Raw genomic sequence first — 23978 nt, forward strand, 5'->3', positions numbered from 1 at the left:
TTTATATGACAGGTTTTAAGCCTTTATTTAAGCAAATGTTTTTACAAAAAGTTCGCTATGCTCACCTAGTTTTACTAGTACAGGCTTTTGCCGTTTTGTTCATGACGATCATTAGCTGGTTAACCAACGATGAAGGAAATATTTTTATCTTTTTCTATAATCCACGAGATTATAATCTTTTTGATCTTATTCTGGGATTAGGCTGGGTAACAACAATTTTTGCGGATATTGTTTTTGTAGCCTTATTGTGTTGGCAAAATGAGAAGATTAATCTAAGTCAGACTTGGCGGTTAGTTCCAGTTTCTAGCATTAAAATGTGGTTAATTAATATCTTTTCTAGCTTAATCCAATGTGTTTATATTTTTGTAATTCAATTAGCTATTGGCTTTGTTGTTTTATTATTAGATTTTCTCAGTTCACATGAGAATTTAGCTCCAGAAATTAAAAGCTTTTTCGGACTCTCAAGAGGCTATTCTTGGTCCGATTTTTGGCCATTTTTAGAGTTTCTCTTATATCTAGTTGGAATTTGTTTGATTATCTTTACTTTTGTCAGCTTTGCCGATTTATTAACTAGAACAATTACCGATCAGTTACCTGGTAAGAATACTACAGGAATAAAGATCTTAGTAATGGCAATCTTAGTAATCGTTGCTGTAATTATTGCTTTCAGATTTAATGATCAAATGACCGTGATGTATATTCGTCACGCTATGAAAAACGGCAATGAGGGATATGTAGATATTATTGCAATCGCAATTGCGGAATTCTTTGGTGGATCAGTTTTATTAGGGATCATCGATTCATATTTAATGCATAAATTTGTTGAACCGAGAATGGTTAACCGTTAAAAAGGGGATGATAATTTGACTAACTTTGGACAGTTATTTAAGCAAATGTGGAGTCAAAAGTGGAAGTATTTATATCTAATTTTTTTGATTAATCTTTTCGCAGTAGTTTTTATTTCTGTATTTGCTTTAATTACTAAGAATTATAATTTATTTTTCTTTTATTCTACTGATCATGATTTAGGTCATTTTTGGCAAAGCAACTTCATCAATCTGACAATGCTATTTGATCTGGCTTTTTGTGCAACGATGTGTTGGCAAAATGAGAAGATTAACACTAGTCAGACTCGGCATTTAATTCCGGTTGATGATCGTAAGATTTATATAGCCAATATTACCAGTAGCTTAATAGCTTGTGGGGTTTTCTTTTTCTTGCAGCAAGTAGTAAACACTATCTTGCTTATTCCGACTCAAGGGATGCAAAGTTTAGCCTATGTTTTCCAAGGATTTGGCTTGTATCCTAGAACGTTTCCTGGCATAACTAATTCTTCTCAGACTTCGTTTATTTTCTATTGGTTCTTCATCGTCTTGATAATCCTATCAATTTATTTCTTTGTGAGCTTGATTAATTTTGTTTCCAAGATCATTTCTGATGAACTGCCGTTCAAAAGTACTTTATGGATTAGATTATTGATCATTGCGGTTTTAGTTATTACTGGTGTTTATCTCGCTTCAATTATTTTGCCTCATTTAGAGAATTTTATTGATGCAAAGCAACGAACTTTACAGATATATGATCCGGTCTGGCTAGATGATATTTTCCTTGTAGGAATTAATATCATAGTCGGCTTGCTTGATCTATGGCTAGTTAAAAAATGGATTGAACCTAAAATTGTGAATAGATAATACAAAAGGCTTCATCCCAATTAAGGGATGAAGCCTTTTTCAAAACTAAATTATCAATTAAGCATTAGTTGACATGTAATCGTAAAGTTGGTTGACCTCTTCATTAGTGAATTCACCTTCACCAGTTTTCATTGCATGAACCTTTTCAACTGAAAGGTGACTAGCGAAAGCCAAGTTGGTATCATTTACATGATGCTTAACTTGAAAATCAATAATTGCATCAGACAATTCTTCTTGCTCATTCATAATAATTTCTCCTTACACTTTAATTTTAAATCAAAACAGTGCCAAAAATAAAATTTTTAACTGTTTAATTTGTTAAAATGTTTTCCATTGATTGAATGGCCAATAACGGAAGACAACCCGTCCAATTAACGCCTTACGCTTAACAAAGCCAAAGTAGCGAGAATCCTTAGATACGTCTCTATGGTCACCCATGACAAAGTATTCATTCTTGGGTACTCGCTCTTTTAGGGTGAAATTATTAGTGTAAAGTTCGCCTAATTTATGTGCTTGTTTTTCGTAGCGATTGTTCAAATAAGGTTCTGCGATTTGTTTATCATTAATGTAAAGCTTATCATCTTTAGAAGTAACCATATCGCCTGGGGTGCCGATTACTCGTTTAATATAGAGGGCACCTTTTTGATCTGGTGCTTTTAAAATTACGATATCATTTCGTTTAGGATCGAAATGGCGCACGGTAATTAAACGATCACCATTTTCAAAAGTTGGCTGCATCGAAGGACCTGAAACTGTTTCATTTGAAAGGAAAAAGCTAAAGACAAAATAGTAAATCCCCATCAAAACTGCAAACATAATAATGATATCAAGAACGAAGCGGCCTACGCTTTCTTCGTCTTCATTTTTCTTCTTGGTTTTTTCTGCCATAAAAAATCTCCTTTACTTGCTGTTTTTATTATAACTGATTTATCCGTCTTTTTTACTTGCTGTTTTTATTATAACTGATTTATCCGTCTTTGAATGGTAAAATCATTAGTAAGGTATCAAGATATGACAAAATTTTTAACAAAATTAACCAATTTAGACAAAAAAATTAGTGACCCATTGGTTCATAAACAAGTTGAAGAGATAACAAGGATAGATAATTATGTACAACAGGGTCGGCCGTTGCCTAGAGCACCACGCAGGCTAGGCTTATTACCAGATGAATTTGAAAACATTTTGGTTAAAACTGACGCCGCAAAAAAAGAAGAATTAACGGTTATGAATAATTTACTCAATAATTTTAGACAGTATTTATCCCTAAAGTATGGTATTTGGTCTGTAGCTAACTTAAAAACTGCTAAGTTGATTAAAGAAAAGCTAGAGGTAAATTCTGCTTTAGAGATTATGGCGGGTAATGCTTATTGGTCAAAGGCCTTAGCAGAGGTTGGCATTAACGTAATTAGTACTGATTCGCTAGAGTGGGCTAAAACTTCCACTACGGGAGCTCAACCATTTTATCCAGTAATTGATCTGCCAGCCCAAAATGCTGTTCAGCGTTATGCTAAGGTTGACTTGATTATTTGCTCCTGGTCGCCAAATTTTGGACATAGTGACTTGGATGCAATTCAGGCATGGAAAAAGTATAACCCTAGTAGTCATTTGCTTTTTATTGGCGAAAAGAATGGGGCTACTAATTCGCCGGCTTTTTGGCAGCGAAACCATTTTATTAAGAATGCTGCGTTAGCTGAAATTAATCAGTCTTTTCAAAGTTTTGATTTTATAAATGAACAGGTATTTGAAATAGATAATGAATTATAAAAAGATTTTATTATTGCTTTTACCCTTAATTGCCTTTTTAGGGATGGGAACGATGCTTTCTAATATTGAGTCTGGTTATGCTGACGAATTATTGGAAGCACATGGCTTAACCAACAATACACGTTTTTTTAGAACTGATAGTAGTCAGAGTATTAGTTCTTTTTTGCAATATTTGAATAAAAAATATCGCCATCATCAAATTCAATTACACTTTGATAATAATTATGAAAAAGATCAAGTTTTAGTATGGGCTAATCATTCAGTAAGAAGTTTGCCGACGGAAACTGGACGCTATTTCTCACCAGATGATTTTGAAGGGCATATATCTTTTGCCGTATTAGGACCGGCCACTAAGGTGGATTTGTTAAATGTTCAAAATAATAAATATATTGTTTTAGGCCAGAATTATTATTCAGTAATTGGCGAATTTAAGAATTATCCGCAAGTGAAAATGAATAAGTACTATCTAAGTACAGGAATTGATCAGCCTACAGCTAAAGGGCAATTAAAAGATTATCGCATTGTAGTCGATGGTACGCCTAATGTCATTAATAAGATTGCTAGACATTACAGAGCTAAAGTTCATATTCCTTCTTTTGTTCAAAAGCATCATAAAGCACGTTGGTCAGTTTTACCAGATATTTTGCTTTGCCTAGCTTGTTTATTATTTGGTGTAGTGGGGAACGTTTTACTAGCTATTGTAATTAAGCGTCAAGCCACTTTAACTCGCTTACACGGAGATTTATTACGCAATTGGGTAATTAATCGCAGCGTACGTTTAATAATGATAGAAGGCTTGTTAGCCTTATTAACATATCTATTTTTTAGATGGCATGCCTTCTACTCAACTTATGGTTCATTAATTGCTGTGCTTATTTTGGGTTGGATTATTTGCGTGATTATGTTTGGGATTACGCTGTGGCACTCATTTAGAAAGGATAAAAAAGTTGTTGAAATTACCGACTAGTTTTAAGGATAAATATAATAAATTATTGGGAACTGAAAAAGCCCAGGACTTATTTAAAGCAATGAACGAGGACAGTAAAAAAGCATTTAGAGTTAATTCTTTAAAAGCTGAACAAGAGATTTCATATAATTTGACTCAACCTGTTCCTGATATTAGCAATGCATATTACGGTGAAGTTGCAGGTGAGGATCCCGAATGGGTAAGTGGCTATGTTTATTCTCAAGATCCGGCAGCAATGTTCCCGGCAGCAATTAGCGGCGTGAAACCAGGAGATAAAGTACTAGATCTGTGTGCGGCTCCAGGTGGTAAGACTACTGCGTTGGGAGAACAATTAAAAAATGAGGGTTTATTGGTTGCAAATGAGATTTCTGCTACGCGAAGCAAGGCATTAAGAGAAAATATTGAGCGTTGGGGTATTAGTAACACCTTAATTACTAATGAAAGTCTAGAACGCTTAGCGCCTGTTTTTCCAGAATTTTTTGATGTAATCTTGGTAGATGCACCATGTAGTGGTGAAGGAATGTTTAGAAAGAATCCTGACGCAATTGATTATTGGTCGCTAAATTATTTATTAACTTGTCAGCAACGCCAAAAAGATATCTTAGCAGAAGCGGTAAAAATGCTTAAGCCGGGAGGCCGATTGGTTTATTCGACCTGTACTTTTTCGCCTGAAGAAGATGAACAAATTGTAAGTTGGCTGGTTGGTCAATATCATTTTTCTATTTTAAAGACAGGGATTAAAGACGAACGGATTAGTTTAGGTCATCCTGAATGGGCTGATGATAATCCAGAGTTAGTTAATACTTTGCGTTTTTGGCCTCAAGACGGGATAGGTGAGGGGCAGTTTGCGGCCGTTTTACAAAAATCAAATACAGCTAGTGTACCAAAAATTAAGAAAAAGCATCGCAAAAAGAAAGGAAACAGGGCTGCCACATGTTTAAGTCAAAATGAACAAGAATTGATAGCTAAAGTGCTAGATCATTATAGTTTACCAGTCGGATTAATTGATTGGCGTAAAAAAGCGTTGGTTAGAAAAGATCACGTTTTTGTCCCTGTCATTAGTTTACCGGTAAGAAGTGACCTTCATATTTTAAATAATGGAGTAGAGTTAGGGATTTTAAAGAAAAAGCGCTTTGAACCTAGTCATCAATTAGCGGAGGTGTTAGGCCAAATAAAACAGGAGCGAGTTGTAGACTTGTCAATAGAAGATTATCGAAAGTATCTACATGGCGAAACGGTTAAAGTTAAAAGTAAATTGCGGGGCTTTATTTTAGTTAGCTGTCAGCGGCTAATTTTTAGTTTTGGCAAAGTGGCTAACAACGAAGTTCTAAAGAATTTTTATCCTAAGGGGTTGAGAAAATGATTAAATTAATTGCTACAGATATGGATGGTACTTGGCTGACAGATGAAAAGCAGTATGATCGACAACTATTTTTGCGTGAATTTGAAGAAATGCAAAAACGCAATATTAAATTTGTTGTAGCTAGTGGAAATCAGTACGCCAATTTAATGACTCGTTTTCCCGAAGTATTAAACAAAATATATTTTATTGCGGAAAATGGAGCTCTGGTAGCAAAGGGTAAACAGATTTTGCATATTGATGCTTTAAGCCGAGAACTTTATCAAACGTTAATAAAGATCGCGTCGAATTATCATTATCCCGCAATTGTAATGGGTTTAGTTAGTGCTTATGTTAAAGATACCAATTCTAAAGCTTATATCAAAGAAATGAGAAAGTATGTTGAACATTTGGAATTAGTTAAATCTTTTGCCGAAATTAATGATCAGATTTTTAAGGTTAGCTTGACCGTACCCGAAAATAAAATGCTAACTATCTTGCAGGAACTACAAGAGAAATATCCTAATATTGGTTTTGTCTCTGGTGCCGCTGATTCGATTGATATGCAAACTAAAGGAATGAATAAGGCAGTAGGACTGGAATACTTAAGTAAAAAACTGGGTATTAAATCTACCGAAATGGTTGCTTTTGGTGATAGTGGCAATGATGTAGGGATGCTGAAGTATGCAGGTCGGAGTTTTGCAACCGGGACAGCTCTGGTTGAAGCAAAAAAAGCCGCAGATCAGATTATTGGTTCAAGCAATGAAAGTGCTGTTCAAAAAGAAATATTAAAGTTGTTAAATATCTAAAATTATGTAAAATAAAAAGCACTTTAAGTGCTTTTTAAATGTTAAATTAGTTGATCAATTTGATTCTTTAAAGAAAAATCATAATATTTTTTTATTTCAGTTAGGGAAGCTAAATCATGCTTCCCATAGATGGCAATTAAACCTGCTAAATCCTCTTTCCATGCTCTAATTAATTGTTGTAATCCAATTAGGCCGTGAAGGTTGAATTGCTGTAAAAAGACATTAGAAATTCCTACGTATTGTCCACCTAAGGTTAAAGCTTTTAAGATATCTAAGGGATTTCTTATTCCACCTGAGACGATAAAATTGACGTTTTCTTTTTTAGCCATTAATGCTGAAATGACAGTAGGTAAGCCTAAATTTTCGAGATAGGAAACATCGTGTTGATTGCGAGCATTTTCAATTTTGGCAAAATTAGTTCCACCGCTACCCGCAACATCAAAATAATCGATTCCTTCTCGTTTTAATAAATGAATGCTGTTTTGATCTAATCCCATTCCTACTTCTTTGATAATGATTGGCAGATCAACTGCTTGGCGGATTTCTTTAATATTATTTAACCAATAAAAATCACGATCACCTTCAGGCATAGCGATTTCTTGTACTGTGTTAAGATGGATTTGAAGTGCATCAACAGCCAAATCAGTAATAATCTTTTTAACTTCTGTAGCTGGTGTTTCTGGGTTAACATTAGCAATTAATATGCCGTCGGGATCTTCATTTCTAGCAATCGAAAAGCTGTCTAACTGCTCGCTTTCTTTAGTGAGAATGCTAGCTGAACCAAGTGCTAATGCAATTTGCTCTTTATTAGCGATTTGGGCCAAGGCTTGATTAATTGTCTTAGATTTTTTAGAACCACCGGTCATAGCATTGATAAAAAACGGTGCTGCAATGCTTTTGCTAAACATTTTGGTTTTTAGAACTCCTAAGTCAACTTTTTCTTCTGGTAAAGCAGGACGCAGTAAATGAAGTTGATCGAAGCTATTAAAATTTGATTTATTAAAAAACATCTGAGCTAAGTTCAGATGTTCTTCTTTTCTCTTAGATCTAATTGACATGCAAATGCTCCATTTAGTGGGTTAGGCTAATTTGGTGAATTTTGAAATTAAGAGGCAAGATATTGTTGTGACGCCACTCATTTCCTAAAGCATCCAAATCGGTTTCAGAATCAGTAATTACAATCCCACAATCGCCATTTCCAGCACCTGATGTCTTAGCAGCGCCACCATAGCTTTCGGCGATCTTGATTAATTTAGTCAAGCGAGGAATTTCGATGGCAATTTGATTAATTTTAGCAAAGTGTTGCAATAACTTGCGGTTAGCTCGAATTTGCTCTTTAATCATAGCAATATCATTCGCTTCAAAACCTGCGATCATTTTTAACACGCATGCTCTTGAAGCGGAGAGGAAATTCTTGTATTCCATATTTAATGCTGCCTTATTAGCATTGGTCTCATCAACTAAACGAGAAGTAGAAGCTGGTTTTTGGCTCCAGCCAATCATTAATTTCATATCTTTTGGCGGAGTGAGTAATTCGACTTTTAAGCCAGGCCATGCTTCGTTGACTACGTCAGATAAATTGTTAGTTTCTAACTGCAATTTGAGCCATTTTTTATCAAAGGTTTGGTAAGCTAGCCAACCACCATACACACTAGCTGCAATATCACCAGCTGAGCCATTACCTTGTACGGAGTAATGAGAGATGGCTGAAAGCTTATAGACTAATTCATTGCTCATCTTAACGCCATAAAAATGCAAGATTGCCTTAACTGTAGCAACCGTGACTGCGGCACTTGAGCCTAAGCCGAATTTTTTACCATCAGCTGAATCTAAGTCGGAGTTAACATGTAGGTCATAGACCTTCATCTTGATGCCTTGCTCAATACAATATTGTTCTGTAAAAGAAATTGCTGCCAAAATGTATTCAAAGGGATTATCACGATTATCGATTACAATCTTTGAGCCTTGACGAACCCAGTGAATAGAATCTTGCGAATACTGTCTAGAGTGAATTAAACCAGTTGACGTCTTACTTTTAGTAATAGAAACACGTACAAATTGATTAACTGCCACCAAAATAGCAGGACAATCCTGCTCTAAGACTGCATATTCTCCAGCAATGTATAATTTTCCAGGTGCTTTTTCTGTTATCAAAAGAACTAAATCCTCGAATCTAAATAACTTTCTTATTACAATTTAGTCCAAATAAGTAATTCCAGGACCAAAACTTGCATTCACTATCTTAACATTATTGAATTCTGACGAAAAGCGTTGAATAATATCTTTGACATTTCTTAATTGACTAAGTACTTTCAAATTAGGCCCAGCGTCAATAGTATAATAGCATTCGATACCTTCTTGTCGCAATTGCTCTACTAGTTTAATTGCTCGGATAGTTTCAGGTTCAAAATAAGTAAATTCTGGCTGAGCAGTTAAGTTAATGGCATGCATTTCGTTGGCGTTAAGTTCTGCTAATTCACCTAAAGTAGTAAAATCATTGTTTTTAATAGCATTAATCATTTGATTTAATTCGAATTCATTGCGTTTAAGCCAAGGCTTAAAGAAAGGCGATGATTGCGCATCTTGCATTCCACGAGTAGACGAAATTTTCTTCTGTTGAGTATTTAATTCAATTGCTAGAAGGCGTAAATCCATTTGAGGATGTTCATCGAGAGGATAAGCATAGGAACTTTCATCAGAGTTTCCTTTTTGCCAAATAGCAAAGCCACCGAAAATAGACCGGCTGGCTGATCCTGATCCTATTCTGGCTAAACGAGATAATTCTGTTGGATTTGCATTAATATCATAATATTTACAAAAAGCCGCAGCCAAAGCCGCAAAAGCTGAACTAGAGGAAGCAAGACCAGCGGCAGTAGGTACATGATTAATTGATTCAACAATTAGATGATCATTGATATCAAACTTTTGTTTGAGCAAACTCAGATAATTAAGAACCCTTCTGCTTTGCTGAGCGGTCTGTCGCTTTTTATTTAAATAAAAAATATCTTTGTCAATAGCCTTGGAAATAGAAGTATCAGTATAAAAGGCATTGAGAGTCATCGATAGACTAGACATTAAGGGCAGTCGTAGTTTAGCATCTGCTTTACCCCAATATTTGATTAAAGCAATATTCGTATGTGCACGTACTGTTTTTTTCATTGCCTTTATATCTCCTCTGTCCAAAAGTCACTAAATAAATCTTGACACGTAGTGGCAATTTTATTAGCAATATTTTTGTTTTTGCATAAAGCAATAGTAATGCCACCAAGACCGCCACCTGATAATTTAAAGCCCATAGCACCATTATTTAATGCGATTTTTTGTAATTGATCAATCTTAGCAGTTGAAAGGTTAAAGGAATACAAAATAGTTTGAACTTCATTAAATATTTCCCCTACAGTTTTTACGTCATGCTTAATCCAAGCGCTTTTAGTAAGGTCGGCTAGTTTGCCAAGTCGTTGCATATCTTTTTTAGCTTTCTCAGAGCTATTGAATAACTCACGGACTTGAGTGACGGCTTCTTTAGTGTTACCCAACTGCCCCGTATCCATAATTAAAAGAGTAGCACCTAATTTAGCTTGTAAAGTTTTAGGTCCCATTTTTTTATTAAAAAATACTAGATAGTCAGAATGGACAGTAGCTGCATCCAGGCCAGAAGCTTTGCCATGATTAATCATTTCTGCATGATTAGTAATGTCCATAATTTCAGCTTCACTCAATTTTAGATCAAAAAATTGATTTAAGGCTTCAGTAGTACCTAATGCTACCGTAGCGCTTGAGCCAAAACCACGTTCCATTGGGATCTCACCTGTGTAGGTAATTTTTAGAGGCTGCTCATTATGAGCTTTTTCGCGCATAGTTTTTACAACATACTTAAGCCCATTATACTCATCTGGAGCAGCAAAATATGGGCCATGATAACGTGCTGTATCCATCCACATTTGGTCGTTATTTTCTACTGTCGTTTTGATATGCAGTGCTTTAATTGGCATAGCTAAGGCATCATAGCCATAAACAACGGAGTGTTCACCAACTAGAATAACTTTTCCATGAGCTAAATAACTACTTTTCATTTCTTTATTCATCCTTAATAAACATTAGTTAAATAATTTATCTTGCTATGATAAAATAATAAGCAAGGAGTGCGAACAAATGATCAAAATTTTAACAGGTCGACAAACTGATCCATTACAAGAAAAAATTCTGGAAGAAGCAATAGAAAATTATAAGCAACATCCAGAAAACGAAACTTTTATCATCGTTCCTAATCATATTAAGTTTACCACAGAAGTTAGGGCGATTAACAAACTAGCTATTAGTAAAAATCAAACTGAAACTGCGGTTAAAAATTTATACATTTTATCTTTTTCCCGTCTTGCTTGGTTCTTTTTAAAAGACGCAGAACAAGGGTTGCTTACTCAACTTGATGATGCAGCTAGTGCTATGCTTTTAACGCATATTATTGAGCAAAAGAAAGCAGAAGGCGAGTTAACTATTTTTGAGAGCTCTAACTCTGGTGTAGTTGATCAATTATACAGAACAATTTTGCAGGTATATGATAGCAATTTAAATTTGGATGATATTGATGAAACCAATCTAGATGAAGAGACTAAACATAAAATCCATGACTTACGTATTATTTACAATGCTTTTATTAAAGAAATTGCTGGTAAATTCTCAACCAAAAATGAAGTGCAGATAAAATTAAACGATTTGCTAGCCAAGAGTCAAAAACTAAAACATGCTAGTTTTTATTTTTGTGATTTCTCTCATTTTTCGTTACAAGAGGGTTTAACGATTAAATTATTAATGCGCAAAGCACAAAATGTTACTTTAGCTTTTAAGACGCGGCTGGGGGATATCAATCCCAAAACAGAGGAAGGTGACTATGATTATGTAATTCAGCAAACAATTAATCGGTTAGTCATTTTTTTGCAAGAAAGAAATATGAATTATGTCACTAAGAGCTTTCCACTATCATCTAAGCCATCTAGTAGAGAGCTTCTAAATAGTTTATGGAATGAAGCTATCCCTAAAGTGGATAATCTAAAACAAGTTCAATTAGTTAGGGCCGATTCACGTTATGCAGAAGCTTATTTTGTAGCGCGGACTATTTATCAGCAAGTGGCATTAAATAATTATCGCTACCGAGATTTTTTGATTTTAGCACCTAATTTGCAAGAATATGAGACGTATTTAACGCCTATTTTAAGGCAAAATAACATTCCATTTTTCAATGATCTGCAGCAGGAGATGAAGTACCATCCATTAGTAGTATTAATTGAAAATCTTTTTGCATTGCGAGATTTGGCTACGAATGCTTTTTCAACTCAAAGTATGATTGCTATTCTAAAAACACACTTGCTGATTCCTTCTTGGTATAAAGAAGAAGCAGAATATATTTATGATGTTGATGAACTAGAGAATTTTGTGTTAGCTCATGGAATTAATCATAATTTATGGAAAAAGCCATTCATAAATTTTGTTGATGCAGAGGTGATTCGACTCGATAAGATGGATGAAGAAGTAGCAAAAATTGATCGTCTGCGGGCTTTTTTAGTAAATAAAGTAACAAACTTGTTTAAAAAACTAGAAAATGAACCAGAAAGTACGAAAGCTTTAACTATTTTCTTTGATTTTTTAGTAAAAAATGGAATTGCTGCACGGTTAGAGAAGTGGCGTGATGAGGCAAATGAAAATGGTGACTTGCAACAAGCAGAGCAACCTGAGCAGTTATGGGATTTGCTGATTCAGCTTTTGAAGGATTATTTAACGATTAATCCTGAAAAATTCGATCTGGATGAATTCTTTAATATGTTAATCAATGCCTTTCGTGAAGCTAATTTCTCCCAAATTCCTTCTACTTTAGATGCGGTTAATTTATCTGAAATGGGAATGGTACAGGTCAGCGGATATAAGCAAGTCTTTATAATTGGCGCAACGGCTGGTAATTTGCCTGCTATTCAAAAGACACCAGGATTTTTAACTACCGAAAACTTAGATCAATTACAGCAGAGTTTTAGTTCAGATTCATATTTAGAGGATAATCAGCAGCTGAATAATTTAGATCAGAATTATCAGTTTGGTTTATCTTTGTCGCTTGCCCAAGATCGGGTTTATCTATCTTATCCTGTGCTAAATGCATCAAATGAGCGATTGGAGCCATCAATTTATTATAAACGCTTAGCTGAGGATGGTGCTCCAGAATTAGCGCAACATGATTTGCCAGATGAAGCTGAGAGATTGTTAGCCTTTATTACTAATCCAAATGCCAGTCTAGGCTATTTAGCTTATATGAATTCACTGACTTCATCTAAGATGGTCAGTGAATTATTGCAACTTACACAGAAGTACTTGCCAGAAAAAGTAAAAATGGTTGTAGCAGCTAGCGATTTTGATAATCAGCCAGAAGATATTGGTCCAGATTTAGCTGCTAAACTATATGGACAAAATTTGAATTCTTCTGTTTCGCAATTAGAAACCTTTTACGAAAATTCTTATGAATATTTCTTAACTTATGGTTTAAAATTACGACGACGTTTTGAAAATGAATTTGATGTTATCCAAGCTGGGAATTACTTCCATGAAACCTTTGATCGTTTAGTCAAACGGCTTAATCAGCAGAAAATAGATTTAGCTGACTTGAGTAGTATTGAGCTTGAGCAAATGCTTAACTCTGTTCGTGATGTAATGAAAGACGAAGGTAAATATGCTCAATTAATGAATGATCCTTTTAATAAGTATTTATTTAAATGTCTAGATCATACTACTTCTAAGGTTGCTGGTAATTGGCGTCGTTCCTTAGAAAAGACACCGCTTCGAGCAGGATACTCTGAATTAAGTTTTGGCTTAGGTGCAAAAATTAAAGGACTAAGTTTAACTGTACCTGACTTGTCGGGACAACATTATGTTGACCTGCGCGGTAAAATGGATCGAGTAGATTTAGCTAATTTTGCGGATAAGGATCAAGTGATTGCGCAAGTAATTGATTATAAGTCTTCTGCTAAAAAGTTTGATTTAGGAATGTTTTATAACGGTATTGCTTTGCAAATGGTTTCTTACCTGGATGTTTTAACTAAAAATGGACAATTCTTCGCTGGTGATGATCAATTGTCTCTGTTAGGTGCTTTTTATCAAACTGTAACTAGACAGCTTGATCGTTTGAATAATAAAAAATTAATTGATGCTAATTTTAATTTGCGTGAAGACGCAATTGATAGTAAGCCTAAATTAATGTACAACGGTTTAATCAGCAATAATCCGGAGCTTTTAACCGAAGCAGAGCCGCTTTTAGCTAAACAAGCAGGCTATGCATCACAATTATATTCAGGAGTTAAAACTAAGAAAAATGGCGGTTTTATATTGCCGCGTCAACATAATTTTAACGAAGATGAAATTGAGTTGTTGCTCCAATATGATGAATATTTGATTAAGCAAGCAGCTAGTCAGATTTTATCAGGTCAGATTAAACTTAATCCGTATCGTTATGGTAAAACTCACAGTGCCTTAACGTATTCGGACTTTAAGGATATTTTCTTCTTTGATGCTATGTTAAGACAAAATCAGTATCATGAAATTAATAGTTTAGATAAGAAAGATTTAATTAGTAAAATTAAAGAGAAGTTGAGAAAGGAGAACTAGCGTGCCACAATTTACTACAGAACAGCAAAAGGCAATTAATGATCGTGGACAAGACATTTTGGTTTCCGCTTCGGCCGGTAGTGGTAAGACAACGGTTTTAGTTGAACGCGTATTAAAAGAAGTATTAGCAGGTACGCAGGTTGATGAACTATTGGTTGTTACTTTTACCAAGGCTGCCGCTGAAGAAATGAAAACGAGAATTAAGACAGCATTGACTAAAGAATTGGTTAAGCCCGATAGTAATCATCGTTATTTACGCCAACAATTAAATAAAGTGGATACAGCCAATATTTCAACAATTGATGCTTTCTGTTTAGAAGTAATTCATCGTTTTTATTACTTGATTAATTTAGATCCTAGTTTCAGTATCTTAACTGATGAAACTCAAGCTGCTCTTTTGAAGGAGCGTGCTCTGCGTGAAGTAGAAGGAAAATATTTAGAAGAAAAAGATTCTGACTTTCGCCGCTTTTATGATAATTTTGCAGGTGATCGTGATGCGGAGAGTCCGCGTGATTTGTTGTTAGATTTATATAATTTTGCAATGGCTAAGCCTGAATATGAAAATTGGTTGCATCAGTTGCCTCAGGCATATGAAATTAAAAATAACTTAGTTGAGTCTGCAATTTGGCAAAAGCAAATTAAATCATATCTTTTAACCAGCTTTACGGATTTAGAAACTAAAATTAGTTCTTATTTGGACAATCCAATTATTGAAACTGAACAATTGGCTAAAGTGAAGAAGGATTTTAGCTTGTTTTTACAGAATCTGGGCAATTTTATTAAAGCTTTGAAAGAAGACAAATCATATGATCAACAGAAAGCGTTGTTGCGGTTATGTAAGTTTACGCTAAGGTATCAAAAATCTAAGAAATGGGATGAGGATCTTTTAGTCTTTTATGCAGAAATGCAAAAACTTAAAGACGAGGCTAAAGATCAGGTCTTTACTACCTATACTTCATTTTTTGCGTTGGATGAGGAAAGTCAAAGCAAAGTTATGCAAAATGGGCAAAAAATTGTAACGGCAATTGCTAGTGCTGAGCAAAAGTTGATTAGTAGTTTTAATACTTTAAAAAGGCAAGAGAATCTATTAGATTATAGCGATATGGAACAGTTTGCCTACCAGATTCTTAATGGTAAAACGACTAATTCGCAGATGGCGCGTGATTTTTATCAAAATAGGTTCAAGGAAATTCTGATTGATGAATATCAGGATATTAATGAACTGCAAGAACGAATTCTGCAACAGATTCGTTGCCCTGGAAGGAATACCATGTTTATGGTAGGGGATGTAAAGCAGTCGATTTATGGCTTTAGGCAAGCTGAACCTAGTTTATTTTTAAAGAAATATCATGATTTTGCAAATAGTGAAAATGCTCATGAAGAACGTATTTTATTATCTGATAATTTTCGTTCTACTAAGCCTGTGACGGAGATAGTTAATCGTTTATTTAACACTATTCTGAGTTCTGACTTTGGTGGAATTGATTATGCCAAGGAAGGACAGCTAATTTATGGAGCTGCATATTACCCTGAATCATTGCCCCAAGCTAGTGAAGTAATTATTCATCAAAAGCAAAATAATACAAATGATGAAGAAGGGGTTGATTTTTCAGAAATTCAAATGGTTTTAGCCCGAATCAAGCAATTAAAAGAAGAACATACGCAAATTTTTGATAGCGAAATTGGTCAAAGGCGTGAAATGAAGTATAGCGATATTGCTATTCTGACTAGAAGTCGTAGTGATAATCTGCAAATTATGCAGGAGTTTGCTAAAAGAAATGTACCGCTATTTGTTACCGATGCAGAAAACTACTTCCAGACGTTTGAATTAACTGTTATCATGAATTATCTAAAAATTATTGATAATCCAGATCAAGATATTCCATTAGTTGCAGTTTTACGTTCACCATTGTTTAATTTTGATGAGAAAGACTTAGCTAAAATTAGGATTAAGAGTAAAAATAGCAGTTTTTATGGAGCATTAACTTCCTATGTGGGAATGGGTGATAAATTAAGTGATAAGTGCAAAAACTTCTTGAATCAGCTAGCAGACTTGCGTGGGTTCGCCACGACTCATCGTATTTCAGAATTAATCTGGAGCATTTATGCTAGGACTAATTTACTAGAAATTATGACTGCTTTACCTAATGGAGAACAGCGTCGGGTTAATCTAGAGGCTTTATATGAACGCGCGTCGTCTTATGAAAGTGCAGGCTTTAAAGGTTTGTATCAGTTTATCAATTTTATTAATCGAATGCGCCGTAGTCAAAAAGATTTAGCTCAGCCTTTACTTACTAAGGAAGTAGGTAATGCAGTGCGCTTAATGACGATTCATGGTTCTAAAGGGCTGGAGTTTCCGATTGTTTTTTATGTGGGGATGCAGCATCGCTATCAAATGCGTGATTTAAATGGCAATTATGTTATTAATTCAAGTAGTTTAGGTATTACAGTGCGCGAAGAACATTATCGGGTTGACTCACTAGTTAAAGCTATGGGTAACGTAAATAAAAAACGTCAATTACTTGAAGAAGAAGCGCGAATTTTGTACGTTGCTCTAACTAGAGCAAAACAAAAGCTGATCTTAGTAGGCGATATTCCTAATTTCTCTAAAAAGGTTAAGGATTGGGCAATGGAACTAAATCAGGCGGGAAAATTACCTTTAGCTAGGAAACTGTCTGCTACTAGTTCTTTAAGCTTTATGGGGCCGGCATTAGCTTTTGATCGTCATATTGCGATTAAAATGAATGACATTACTAAATCACTTGATCAAAGCCAATCTATTTTATTCGTTGATTATCAAGATGAAAGCTTGCTGCCTGATCAAAAAAAGGTGGAGCAAGTTGAAAAAAACAATTATGACAATTTATTAGAGAAAATGGCATCGACCACTAAAAAGCTCTATCAATTTAAATATCCTTTTAAAGATGCCAGTGAAACTACAGCTTATCAAGCGGTATCTGAAATCAAAAAGGCATTTAATGATCCGATTGACACAGAGCTAGAAAATTCGCATTTATTAAAATCGACTAATCGCTATTTGCAACCAATTGATACTAAGCCTAACTTTTTATATCAAACCACTTTTACCGGGGCGGAGATTGGTACAGCAATGCATTTAATTTTGCAGTATTATGATTATGAGCAGAATTATTCTGAGAAGCAATTGAATCAAGAGATTGATGAGTTGATTGAGCAAAAGAAATTAAACCCTGATATTGTCTCTAGTCTTAAAAAAGACCAAATTAATTGGTTTGTACATAGTGATTTTGCCAAGGATTTTTGGAAAAAGCCGGAAAATCTTAAGCGAGAGGTAGATTTTTCTAGTTTGCTTTCGGCTAAGACTCTATTTAAAAAATTTAGTGATCCAAATGCTAAAATTTTGGTTCATGGGACAATTGATGGTTATTTTGTTACGAATAATGGTATTATCTTGTTTGACTACAAGACTGATCATGTTAATAAGTCTCATTTGAAAGAATCGATTGAGCTTATTAAAGGAAAATATACTGGTCAGTTGCGCTTGTATGAACAAGCATTAAATGAATTTAGTAAGAAGAAAGTTATTGGCAAGTATTTGATTTTATTAGATGCTAAGCAAGTAGTTGAAGTTAAATAGAAAGGAGGAAAAAGATGGCAAAGATTTTTGCAAAAGATACCTTTGCGGTGGTTGACTTAGAAACGACAGGAACGCAACGGGAAAAAGGACATCATATTATTCAGTTTGGCTGTGCGATTATCAAAAATTTGCAAGTGGTTAAAACCTATTCTTTCATGATTAACCCACACAGGGAAATTCCGCAAGCTGTAATTAATCTAACTGGTATTCATAATGAAGATGTGCAAAAACAGAAAGATTTTGATTTTTATGCGCCTAAAATTATTAAGATATTGCAAAATACAATTTTTGTTGCTCATAATGTCGATTTTGATTTGCCATTTTTAAATTATGAATTAATGCAGCGTGGCTATGATGCATTAACTAACAAGGCAATTGATACGGTAGAATTAGCTAAAATTGCTTTTCCAACTTTGCCGTCATATAAGCTGAGCGATTTAACATCACAGTTAAAAATTAAGCACTTAAATCCACATAAGGCGGATTCAGATGCTTATGGGACAGCTATTTTGTTAATTAAAATTATTCATCAATTTGAAGAACTGCCTCAAGCTACGCTTAATACATTAAGTTCATTATCTCATGGCTTAATTCGTGATACTTCATGGGTAATCACTACAATTGCGGACGCATTGCGCCAAGAAAAACGCCCTCTTGGTTCACAATATATGCAGGTGCGTAATATTGTTTTACAAAAACAAAGTAATAGTTTTAGTGGTCATGGGGAGAACAGAAAGTTCCCTCAAAGTGATGAACAAAAGAAGAAGCTATTTAAAGGCAAACTTCATTTTCGGCGTGCACAAGTTGATTTAATTAATCATTTGCATCAGTTTATTAATAACCCTGAGCAAAGAGCAATGTTAGTGGAAGCACCAAACGGCACGGGAAAGACATTTTCGTATTTATTTGCATATGCTTATCAGCTTTATTCAGGCAGAAAATTAATTATTGCAACGCCAACTAAAGTATTGCAGCAACAAGTGATTGAACGTGAAATACCACAATTATTGCGTGTAAGCAAATTAGATCTTACCGCTGATGTAGTAAAGTCCAGTAGTCGTTATTTGGATTTAGATGGATTTGTGCAGACTCTTTTTCAGGGGACGCCCAATAAGCCAACGTTAATTTTGCAGATGCAGATTTTGGTTTGGCTGACAATGACTAAAACAGGCGATCTAGATGAATTAAATCTGACTAATTATGAAGCACCATTGTTTGCGCAAATCCAACATCCTGGGGATGCGAGGGTTGGTAGTCGCTTTGCTGGTGTCGACTTCTGGAATTTGGCCCGTGAACGGCAAGAGCAAGCTGATATTTTAGTTACTAACCATGCTTATTTAGCTAATCACTACATGGATACTATTTGGGGACAGAATCCATATTTAGTTATTGATGAAGCACATTGTTTTACAGATAATGTAATTAGTTCTCGCAATGATTCGCTTCGTTTTGAAGCGCTTTGGGGTGTAATTAGTCACTTGCGTAATTTGCTTTATTATTCTAATGAGAGTGTAGAGAGCCAGTTTACCGATGATGTACAGCTTAATTTTTTATTGCAAAAACTAGATCCTGAATCTTTAGAATTAATTCAGATAATTAATCAGTTGCAAAAAGAACTTTATGCGCAGCATAGTCATGCAGTAAATCATTCTTTATTACCTAATGGCACTTTAGAACTCAGTTTTCAAGGCAAGGGCTTGTTTGGTAATAATAGTAAATTTAGATTAACTTTAGGCAAGTTTCAACAAAAATTGGAGCAAGTCAGAGACTTAACTAATCAAGTTTTATTTGAACTTTATCATGAACAAGAACGAGTTCTTACTAATACTGAAGCTTTATTAAGTGAGATTACTGAACAAATTGATAGTTTAGATTATTATTCTGAAAAGGGTTATCAATTAGCAGATTTGTTATCTGATACTAATAATTTGGCTCAAAATGGCTTTGTTTTAATGATTACCAATCCTGAAGATCCGCTTAGTACAAATTTAAATTGGTTAATGCTTGATGCTACAGAGATTCTTCAACAAATTTATAGTCGTTTTGATCATCTGGCCTTTATTAGTGCAACGTTGACTAGTGATCATAATTTTGATTATGCGATTAATCAATTAGCTTTAGGTAATTTACACCCATTAGAATACATTGGTAAGAGCACATTTAATATGGCAAAGCATCTTAAAGTGTTAGCTGTTAAAGATATGCCTTCTCCTGATAGTGAGGCTTATGAAGAAGCAATTGACCAAATCTTGATCAATGATTTAAAGAGCAAGCAACACGTTTTAGTTTTGATGACTAATTTAGAAAAAATTCATGATGTTTTTGTAGCGATTATGAATACACCTGAATTAAAAGACTTTGAAATTTTAGCTCAAGGCCTATCAGGGTCCAATAATCGAATAGCTAAAAGATTTGTGATTGCTAAAAAAGCAATCATTATTGGAGCTGATAGTTTTTGGGAGGGCATCGACTTTCATGATTGCCGAATTGATGCAGTATTCGCAGCTCGATTGCCATTTGAGTCGCCAGAACAGCCTGAAGTACGCTTGCGACAAAGGCGTCTTGAAGATCGAGGTATCGATGTTTTTACTAAAGATACTTTACCTAGGGCAGTTATTCGCTTCCGGCAAGGAATGGGGCGTTTAATTAGAGGTGAACAAGATCATGGGCAATTTGTGATTTTGGATCCTAGATTATGGACTAAAAATTATGGAGATGCCTTTTTACAAATAATTCCAGTTAAGATTGAAAAAATAAGTAAAAAAGAATTGAAAAAGAAGTTAAAAGACGAATAGTAATGATACAAGACGATACAAAACAAACAATTAAATTTGTGACCTGGGTAATTAGTTTGATAATTATTGCTTTTTTTGTAAGTATTGCGATTTTTTACTATGCTGGTTCAAAAAGTAGGGGCAATAATCAACGAGTAGTTCAATTAGCAGCTTCTAAGACTCCGATTACTAATATTGAACAGTATTACCATTTAGATCGCGGCACTAGTAGTTATTCTATTACGGGAACTAATAAAAAAGGTCGACGTTATTATTTTATTTACCTGCCTAATTCTAAGAAGGCATACTTATACCCCGCTAAAAGGGGAGTAAGTGAGACAACTATTAAAAATAATTTTAAATCTTCACATTCTAATGCTACAATTAATCATATTAATCTAGGCTGGTATAAAGGTGAAGCAGTCTGGGAGGTTGCCTATAAGAAGTCAAATGGCAATTTAGGCTATACTTTGTATGAATTTAAAAATGGAAATGATATCTCAGAAGTCGATAATTTGTAAAAACTTTGGTATTATGGACATTGTATAATTGATAAAAAGGTGGATAGGAAATTTATGACAGAATTGATTTCAATTAAGGATTCTTCTAAACATGTTGATGAAGAAGTTAAGATGCATGTTTGGCTAACAGACAAAAGATCAAGCGGAAAGATTATCTTTTTGCAATTACGTGACGGTACAGCATTTTTCCAAGGAGTAGTTCGTAAGAATGACGTATCAGAAGAAGTATTTGAAGCTGCTAAGTCATTAAGACAGGAAGCTAGTTTTTACATTACTGGTACTGTCCATGAAGACGCACGTTCCCACTTTGGTTATGAAATTCAAATTACAGATTTACAGGTAGTTTCTAACAATGAAGGCTACCCAATTGGTAATAAGGAACATGGGATTGATTTTCTTCTTGACCACCGTCACTTATGGTTAAGATCAAAGAAGCCATTTGCTATTATGCAAATTAGAAATACTATGTTTAAAGCAACTGTGGACTTCTTTGAAAAAGAAGGTTTCATTAAGTTTGATGCACCAATTTTTATGCATTCCGCTCCAGAAGGTACTACTCAATTATTCCACGTTGAATACTTTGATCATGATGCTTACTTATCACAATCAGGCCAGTTATATGGTGAAGCAGGTGCCATGGCTTATGGTAAGATTTTTACTTTTGGTCCAACTTTTAGAGCTGAAGAATCAAAGGGTCGTCGTCATATGACTGAGTTCTGGATGATGGAACCAGAGATGGCTTGGATGCATCAAGATGAATCATTAGACTTGCAAGAAAGATATCTAGCTTATATGACTAAGCAAGTTTTGGAACATAACCAATATGAACTTAAGATTTTAGGTAGAGATCCTGAAAAACTTCGTCCAACTACTGAAGGTAATTTTACCCGTCTTTCATACGATGATGCTGTGAAAATGCTACAGGATGCGGGCAGAGATTTCAAATGGGGCGATGATTTTGGTGCACCGGATGAAGGATATATTTCAGAGCAATATGATCGTCCTGTCTTTATTGTTAACTATCCAACCTCAATTAAACCGTTCTATATGAAGAAGAATCCAGATAATCCGAAGGAATATTTATGTGCAGATGTAATTGCTCCAGAAGGTTATGGTGAAATCTTTGGTGGATCTGAACGTGAAGGTAATTATGAAACTTTAAAGCAACAAATTTTAGATGCCGGACTGAATCTTGAGGACTATCAATGGTATCTTGACTTGCGTCAATTCGGTGGCGTACCACACTCAGGTTTTGGCATGGGCTTCGAACGTACTATTGCATGGATGTGTCACTTAGATCATATTCGTGAAGCTATTCCATTCCCAAGATTGATTAACAGAATGCAACCGTAATAAATGTTGTATTTGAAATTTTTAATATTTTAACAAAAGTTGGACTAGATATTAGTTCAACTTTTATTTTTGAAAGGAATTGTATTTTGCAGTTTAATGATTATCGTGCATTGGGTTTTACTACTCTACAGAATGGTCTGATCGCTTATTATCCACAATTACAAATTAGTGATGCAGAATTATTGCTGATCATTCAATTAGAAGCTTTTGGACAGCGTGGAGAACTATTTCCATCAAATGAAAAAATTGCTGCCAACACTAATTTGACTGTAACAGATGTTGGTAATTTAATTCAGCACTTGATAGATCAAAATTATTTAACCATAGAGCAAACGACAGATAGCCAAGATAAAATCGGTAATCAATATAGTTTAAATAAGTTATATGAAGCTCTAGATCATTATATTGATCAAAATATTTTAATTAAGAATAAACAAAATAAAACAACTAGGGTAACAGATAATTTAGAAAATAATCCAATTAATTATCTTTCGCGAAAAGTAGAAATAGAGTTTGGGCGCTATTTAAGTCCAATTGAACGGGAAGAAATTTCACAATGGTTAAGTGTTGATCATTACAGTCCGGATATTATCGAATTAGCATTACGTGAAGCTGTTTTATCACAAGCTTATTCTTTAAAATATATTGACCGAGTGTTGCTTAACTGGCAGAGGCATAATCTTAAAACAACTGCAGAAGTTAAAAGATTCTTAAAGAGGAATAGATAGTATGGTAGAAAAATTATTGAGTGATGATGAAGCACGTGCTGTTTTAAAAAGAATTTTAGCTCTTTATCCTGATGCTAAAGGAGAATTGCAATGGGATAGTAAGTTTCATTTATTATGTGCTGTGGTAATGAGTGCACAGACGACTGACAAAATGGTTAACCGAGTAATGCCAAGTTTTAGTCGAAAATTTCCCACACCTGAAAGTTTGGCCACTGCGCCAATTGAAGAAATTGAACATGAAATTAAAACCATAGGTTTATATCGTTCTAAAGCAAAGCATTTAAAAGCTACTGCTGAAATTTTAGTGGATCAATATCATAGTAAAATTCCACGAGATAAGAAGAAATTAATGACTTTGCCTGGTGTTGGAGAAAAGACTGCTAATGTTGTCTTGGCTGAAGGGTATGGTATTCCGGCCATTGCAGTTGATACGCATGTATCAAGAATCTCTAAGAAGTTTCATATTGTTGATCAAAAAGCAACACCGCATGAAGTTGAGAAAAGATTAGAAGCTATTTTACCTAAAAAAGAATGGATAAAAACACATCATGCGATGATCTTGTTTGGTCGTTATACAATGCCAGCGAGAGCTAAAGGTGATCCATATTCATATTTGGATATGCAGAATTAGAATTTTAAAAAGTGGCAAAACCACTTTTTTTATTTTTATATCTGTTCAAAGTATATTGTTACTAAATTGTTTATAAAACAAAAAGCTTGAACAAAGTTCAAGCCAATAAAAAATAGTAAACAAAAAAGAAGCCAGAGCAAATAA

Annotated in this window: 19 protein-coding genes; 13 read left to right on the top strand and 6 right to left on the bottom strand. The window is 34.5% G+C overall.

Annotated features, from left to right (window positions below; genetic code table 11):
* The first annotated feature begins 5 nt into the window (after positions 1-5).
* Both ICI50_RS04715 and ICI50_RS04720 read left to right on the top strand, forming a co-directional pair.
* Positions 6-848 (top strand): ABC transporter permease, encoded by an 843-nt coding sequence (locus ICI50_RS04715; protein WP_188892043.1) that lies wholly within the window; start codon positions 6-8, stop codon positions 846-848.
* A gap of 15 nt (positions 849-863) precedes the next feature.
* Positions 864-1691: a hypothetical protein gene (locus tag ICI50_RS04720; protein ID WP_013853989.1), complete on the top strand. Its 828-nt coding sequence runs from the start codon at positions 864-866 to the stop codon at positions 1689-1691.
* A 57-nt stretch (positions 1692-1748) separates the two neighbouring features.
* Here ICI50_RS04720 and ICI50_RS04725 read toward each other — a convergent pair whose 3' ends face one another.
* Positions 1749-1937: an LBP_cg2779 family protein gene (locus ICI50_RS04725; protein WP_013853990.1), complete on the bottom strand. Its 189-nt coding sequence runs from the start codon at positions 1935-1937 to the stop codon at positions 1749-1751.
* Positions 1938-2009: 72 nt separating this feature from the next.
* Positions 2010-2579 (bottom strand): signal peptidase I, encoded by a 570-nt coding sequence (gene lepB, locus ICI50_RS04730; RefSeq protein ID WP_013853991.1) that lies wholly within the window; start codon positions 2577-2579, stop codon positions 2010-2012.
* Between the two features lie 123 nt (positions 2580-2702).
* Here lepB and ICI50_RS04735 point away from each other — a divergent pair, with 123 nt between their 5' ends.
* From ICI50_RS04735 to ICI50_RS04750, 4 genes are read left to right on the top strand one after another with little or no spacing between them, the layout of a single operon-like run.
* Positions 2703-3455, top strand: a complete 753-nt coding sequence (locus tag ICI50_RS04735; protein WP_013853992.1) for an SAM-dependent methyltransferase — start codon at positions 2703-2705, stop codon at positions 3453-3455.
* Positions 3445-4422 carry an ABC transporter permease gene (locus ICI50_RS04740; RefSeq protein WP_056941203.1) on the top strand — a complete coding sequence of 326 codons (978 nt, stop codon included), beginning with the start codon at positions 3445-3447 and terminating at the stop codon, positions 4420-4422. The genes ICI50_RS04735 and ICI50_RS04740 overlap by 11 nt, the downstream gene beginning before the upstream one ends.
* On the top strand, positions 4403-5785 hold the full coding sequence (locus ICI50_RS04745; protein WP_056941204.1) for an RsmB/NOP family class I SAM-dependent RNA methyltransferase: 1383 nt from the start codon (positions 4403-4405) through the stop codon (positions 5783-5785). Before ICI50_RS04740 ends, ICI50_RS04745 begins: the two co-directional genes overlap by 20 nt.
* Entirely contained in the window at positions 5782-6570 is a 789-nt protein-coding gene (locus ICI50_RS04750; RefSeq protein ID WP_013853995.1) for a Cof-type HAD-IIB family hydrolase, read from the top strand. Before ICI50_RS04745 ends, ICI50_RS04750 begins: the two co-directional genes overlap by 4 nt.
* Before the next feature lie 41 nt (positions 6571-6611).
* Here the strand turns inward: ICI50_RS04750 and fni are convergent, their stop codons facing one another.
* Genes fni through mvk form a run of 4 tightly spaced genes read right to left on the bottom strand, consistent with a single transcriptional unit; the run spans position 6612 to position 10643 of the window.
* Positions 6612-7628, bottom strand: coding sequence for a type 2 isopentenyl-diphosphate Delta-isomerase (gene fni / locus ICI50_RS04755; RefSeq protein WP_013853996.1), 1017 nt, complete (start codon positions 7626-7628; stop codon positions 6612-6614).
* A 13-nt stretch (positions 7629-7641) separates the two neighbouring features.
* Positions 7642-8724, bottom strand: a complete 1083-nt coding sequence (locus ICI50_RS04760) for a phosphomevalonate kinase (RefSeq protein ID WP_054640385.1) — start codon at positions 8722-8724, stop codon at positions 7642-7644.
* Positions 8725-8766: 42 nt separating this feature from the next.
* Positions 8767-9729: a diphosphomevalonate decarboxylase gene (gene mvaD, locus ICI50_RS04765; protein WP_013853998.1), complete on the bottom strand. Its 963-nt coding sequence runs from the start codon at positions 9727-9729 to the stop codon at positions 8767-8769.
* A gap of 5 nt (positions 9730-9734) precedes the next feature.
* On the bottom strand, positions 9735-10643 hold the full coding sequence (gene mvk / locus ICI50_RS04770; protein ID WP_054640386.1) for a mevalonate kinase: 909 nt from the start codon (positions 10641-10643) through the stop codon (positions 9735-9737).
* Positions 10644-10722: 79 nt separating this feature from the next.
* On the opposite strand from mvk, the gene ICI50_RS04775 reads away from it, so the two are divergent.
* The 7 genes from ICI50_RS04775 to nth all read left to right on the top strand — a co-directional run bounded on the left by ICI50_RS04775 (position 10723) and on the right by nth (position 23834).
* Positions 10723-14211 (top strand): PD-(D/E)XK nuclease family protein, encoded by a 3489-nt coding sequence (locus ICI50_RS04775; protein ID WP_056941205.1) that lies wholly within the window; start codon positions 10723-10725, stop codon positions 14209-14211.
* Position 14212: 1 nt separating this feature from the next.
* Entirely contained in the window at positions 14213-17827 is a 3615-nt protein-coding gene (gene addA / locus ICI50_RS04780) for a helicase-exonuclease AddAB subunit AddA (RefSeq protein WP_056941206.1), read from the top strand.
* 14 nt (positions 17828-17841) lie between these two features.
* Positions 17842-20622 (top strand): helicase C-terminal domain-containing protein, encoded by a 2781-nt coding sequence (locus tag ICI50_RS04785; protein WP_095341988.1) that lies wholly within the window; start codon positions 17842-17844, stop codon positions 20620-20622.
* 2 nt (positions 20623-20624) lie between these two features.
* Positions 20625-21122, top strand: a complete 498-nt coding sequence (locus ICI50_RS04790; RefSeq protein WP_013854003.1) for a hypothetical protein — start codon at positions 20625-20627, stop codon at positions 21120-21122.
* A gap of 54 nt (positions 21123-21176) precedes the next feature.
* Complete coding sequence (gene asnS / locus ICI50_RS04795; RefSeq protein ID WP_013854004.1) at positions 21177-22475, top strand: asparagine--tRNA ligase; 1299 nt, start codon at positions 21177-21179, stop codon at positions 22473-22475.
* An 86-nt stretch (positions 22476-22561) separates the two neighbouring features.
* Entirely contained in the window at positions 22562-23203 is a 642-nt protein-coding gene (locus ICI50_RS04800; RefSeq protein ID WP_013854005.1) for a DnaD domain protein, read from the top strand.
* 1 nt (position 23204) lies between these two features.
* Positions 23205-23834 (top strand): endonuclease III, encoded by a 630-nt coding sequence (gene nth / locus ICI50_RS04805; RefSeq protein WP_013854006.1) that lies wholly within the window; start codon positions 23205-23207, stop codon positions 23832-23834.
* The last annotated feature ends 144 nt before the right edge of the window (positions 23835-23978 follow it).

It is taken from the genome of Lactobacillus kefiranofaciens (assembly GCF_014656585.1).
Lineage (GTDB): Bacteria > Bacillota > Bacilli > Lactobacillales > Lactobacillaceae > Lactobacillus > Lactobacillus kefiranofaciens.

Coding starts and splice junctions, on each gene's coding strand:
- nth (WP_013854006.1), top strand. CDS start 23,205: ATGGTAGAAAAATTATTGAGTGATGATGAAGCACGTGCTGTTTTAAAA.
- fni (WP_013853996.1), bottom strand. CDS start 7,628: ATGTCAATTAGATCTAAGAGAAAAGAAGAACATCTGAACTTAGCTCAG.
- ICI50_RS04750 (WP_013853995.1), top strand. CDS start 5,782: ATGATTAAATTAATTGCTACAGATATGGATGGTACTTGGCTGACAGAT.
- ICI50_RS04715 (WP_188892043.1), top strand. CDS start 6: ATGACAGGTTTTAAGCCTTTATTTAAGCAAATGTTTTTACAAAAAGTT.
- ICI50_RS04740 (WP_056941203.1), top strand. CDS start 3,445: ATGAATTATAAAAAGATTTTATTATTGCTTTTACCCTTAATTGCCTTT.
- ICI50_RS04790 (WP_013854003.1), top strand. CDS start 20,625: ATGATACAAGACGATACAAAACAAACAATTAAATTTGTGACCTGGGTA.
- ICI50_RS04785 (WP_095341988.1), top strand. CDS start 17,842: ATGGCAAAGATTTTTGCAAAAGATACCTTTGCGGTGGTTGACTTAGAA.
- mvaD (WP_013853998.1), bottom strand. CDS start 9,729: ATGAAAAAAACAGTACGTGCACATACGAATATTGCTTTAATCAAATAT.
- lepB (WP_013853991.1), bottom strand. CDS start 2,579: ATGGCAGAAAAAACCAAGAAGAAAAATGAAGACGAAGAAAGCGTAGGC.
- ICI50_RS04725 (WP_013853990.1), bottom strand. CDS start 1,937: ATGAATGAGCAAGAAGAATTGTCTGATGCAATTATTGATTTTCAAGTT.
- ICI50_RS04735 (WP_013853992.1), top strand. CDS start 2,703: ATGACAAAATTTTTAACAAAATTAACCAATTTAGACAAAAAAATTAGT.
- ICI50_RS04775 (WP_056941205.1), top strand. CDS start 10,723: ATGATCAAAATTTTAACAGGTCGACAAACTGATCCATTACAAGAAAAA.
- asnS (WP_013854004.1), top strand. CDS start 21,177: ATGACAGAATTGATTTCAATTAAGGATTCTTCTAAACATGTTGATGAA.
- mvk (WP_054640386.1), bottom strand. CDS start 10,643: ATGAAAAGTAGTTATTTAGCTCATGGAAAAGTTATTCTAGTTGGTGAA.